Source organism: Mycobacterium sp. SP-6446, assembly GCF_001954045.1.
Taxonomy (GTDB): domain Bacteria; phylum Actinomycetota; class Actinomycetes; order Mycobacteriales; family Mycobacteriaceae; genus Mycobacterium.
Map to the genome: position 1 here is coordinate 1 of NZ_MBEM01000146.1, position 2,913 is coordinate 2,913.

Here is a 2,913-nt window from a genome sequence, read left to right on the forward strand (position 1 = left end):
GACCTGGCCGACCTGAGCACCTACGACGACATCCGCACCGCCGCCACGGACGGCTCGCTGTCGATCGACGTCACCGACGACAACATCTACGTGCTCAGTGGGCTGGCCGACGACTTCGCCGACGGGCCGGACGCCGTGGATCGCGACCAACTCGACCTGGCCGTCGAGCTGCTCCGCGACATCGGCGACTACTCGGAAGAGAGCACCGTCGACAAGGCGCTCGACACCGGGCGTCCGCTGGGCAAGCTGGTGGGCCACGTCCTCGAGCCGGACTCGGTCGCCAAGCCGAACCCCCCGTACGCCGCGGCGGTGCGCGAGTGGGAGAAATTGGAGCAGTTCGTCGACGGGCGGCTCAGGCGCGAGTAGGGCGAGAACAGGGCGCCGGTAGCGCCGCGTTTGACGGGCCATCAAGACTGCTCTTTACTGGCGCAGGTGTCGCTCCCCGGCATCGGCCCGCTGCCCCTGTACGGATTCCAACGTCCGGGCATGCTGCTGTTCGGCCTGATCCCGCTGGCCCTGCTCGGCGTCTACGTCGTAGTGCAGGCCCGGCGCCGGCGACGCCTGCACCGCTACACCGACGCCCCGGTGCCGCAGTCGTGGTGGCGGCACGTCCCGATCGCCGTTGCGCTGCTGTCCCTGGTGCTGTTGACGCTTGCGCTCTCCACCCCCACGCATGACATGCGCATCCCGCGCAACCGCGCCTGCGTAGTGCTGGTCATCGACATGTCGAACTCCATGCGGGCGACCGACGTCGAGCCCAACCGGCTCAAGGCGGCCGAGCAGGCGGCCAGCCAGTTCGCCAGCCAGCTGACGCCGGGCATCAACCTCGGGCTGGTCGGCTTCGCCGGGACGCCCTACCTGCTGGTGCCCCCGACGCCGCAGCACCAGGCGACCCTGGAGGCGCTGAAGAAGCTGGAGTTCGCCGACGGGACAGCGACCGGCCAGGCGATCTTCACCGCGCTGCACGCGGTGGGGGCCGCGGCCGTCGCGGGCGGGGACACCCCGCCGCCGGCCCGCATCGTGCTGCTCTCCGACGGGGGCGAGAACAAGCCGACCAACCCCAGCGACCCGCACGACGGCGCCTACACCGCGGCGCGCCTGGCCAAGGATCAGGGCGTGCCGATTGCGACGATCTCGTTCGGCACCAAGGGCGGCGAGATCGAGATGAACGGGCAGCGGGTCGCCGTCCCCGTTTCGACAGATCAGATGAAGACCATCGCGCGGCTGTCCGGCGGGCAGTCCTACACCGCCACCAACATCGAGGAACTCAACAAGAGCTACAACGCCATCGAGAACGACATCGGGTACCGCACCGTGCCCGGCCCCGGCAGCGCCGGCTGGCTGCGCCTGGGCGTCATCACCGCGCTGATCGCCACGGCGCTGGCCCTGCTGATCAACCGGCGCCTGCCGACCTGATCGCTCAGGCGGGCAGCCTGCTGTTGAGCACCAGGCCGGCCAGGATGGCGCCGGCCAAAATCACCGCCCCCAGCAGCATCCAGGCCAGGCTGGCGTCACCCTTCACGGTCTCGTAGCCGATCTGGCGTTGCAGCGTCGAATAGACGCCCTCGAGCGATTCCAGGCTGTCGGCGTGGAACGCCTGGCCGTCGGTGATCTTGGTGATTTCCTGCAGCGTCTGGTCGTCGACCGGGACCGGGATGTTCTGCCCCTCGTACTCGACGGTGCCGTAGGGCGTGCCGAACGAGATCGTCGAGATCTGCACCTCTTCGGCCTTGGCGGCCCGGGCGGCGGTGAACGCGCCCTGCGGGCCGTTGGGGTCCAGCGGCACGTTCTCGGCGCCGTCGGATTCCAGCACGATCCGCGCGGGCGGCGGGCCCTCGCCCCCGCCCATCACCGACCCGACCGTCGCGATCGCCTGCAGCGCGGTGAAAATCCCCTCACCCGTCGCCGTTTTCGGTGCCGGCTTCAGCCCGTCGATCGCCGCCTTCACGGCCCCGCGATTGGTCGTCGGGGCCACCAGCAGCGAGGCGTTCGCGGCGAACTCGACCAGCCCCAGGTTGATGGCCGGCGTCAGCTCGTCGGCGAACTTCTTGCCGGCCTCCTGCGCGGCGGCCAGGCGGTTCGGGGGGACATCGGTGGCCGCCATGGATTCCGAGACGTCGATCACCAGCATCACCACGGCGCGGTTGAGCGGGATCCGGATGTCGGACGTCGGCCCGGCCATGGCGGTGGTGAGCAGCACCAGCGAGGCGGCGAGCAGGATCGTCGGCACGTGCCGCCACCGCCCGGACCGAACCGGGGCGACCCGCTCGAGGACCTCCATGTTGGCGAACCGCAGCACCCGCCGGCGCCGGGCGAACTGCGCCGCCACGTAGACGCCGATGATCAGCAGCACCGCCAGCAGGAACAGGAAGAACCAGGCGTTCTGGAAGCCGGTGAGCGACACGGGGCCCAGCAGGGGCAACTTCATGTCCAGCCACACTATGCGGCGAACGTCGACCGTGCACGGGCGCGGCGCTACCGCGGGCGGTATCGGCGCCGGGCGAACCACCGCAGCGCCAGGCCCGTGACGACGGCGACCACGCCGCCCGCCATCAGCAGGTAGCTGTTCGGGTTCGCGTAGCTCTTCGTGTAGGCCCGGTCGCCACGGACGCGCACGTCAAGTTGCGCCCCGGTCGCATGGCTTCCGTCGATCTTGCCGAGGAGCCGGCCGGTCTGCGCCGCTCCGCCGACGCTCCATTTGACGTAACACTTTTCGGGCCCGGGGCGGCCGTCCACCTCGATGGCCATGACGCAGTGGTCGATCGTCGCCGTGGTCGCGGTGCCGCTGCGGTATTGGTAGGCGAGCATCGCGCCGTAGAGCGTCAGCGCGACCCCGGCGGTCACGAAGACCGCGAGGCCGAGGAAACCGACCAGTTTCCATGTCGGAGGCCCGGCCGTTGCGGCGTCCAGCTG

Annotated in this window: 3 protein-coding genes and 1 pseudogene; 2 read left to right on the top strand and 2 right to left on the bottom strand. The window is 70.2% G+C overall.

Annotated features, from left to right (window positions below; translation table 11 throughout):
* Nucleotides 1–366 (top strand): annotated as a pseudogene (locus A5736_RS13715) (primosomal protein); the annotation flags it as partial.
* A gap of 66 nt (nucleotides 367–432) precedes the next feature.
* Nucleotides 433–1,416, top strand: a complete 984-nt coding sequence (locus A5736_RS13720) for a VWA domain-containing protein (RefSeq protein ID WP_076246793.1) — start codon at nucleotides 433–435, stop codon at nucleotides 1,414–1,416.
* Nucleotides 1,417–1,420: 4 nt separating this feature from the next.
* Here A5736_RS13720 and A5736_RS13725 read toward each other — a convergent pair whose 3' ends face one another.
* Both A5736_RS13725 and A5736_RS26365 read right to left on the bottom strand, forming a co-directional pair.
* Complete coding sequence (locus A5736_RS13725) at nucleotides 1,421–2,428, bottom strand: VWA domain-containing protein (RefSeq protein WP_076246795.1); 1,008 nt, start codon at nucleotides 2,426–2,428, stop codon at nucleotides 1,421–1,423.
* A 47-nt stretch (nucleotides 2,429–2,475) separates the two neighbouring features.
* Nucleotides 2,476–2,913, bottom strand: a 438-nt coding sequence (locus tag A5736_RS26365; protein ID WP_175611267.1) for a hypothetical protein, incomplete at its 5' end; no start/stop codon positions are given.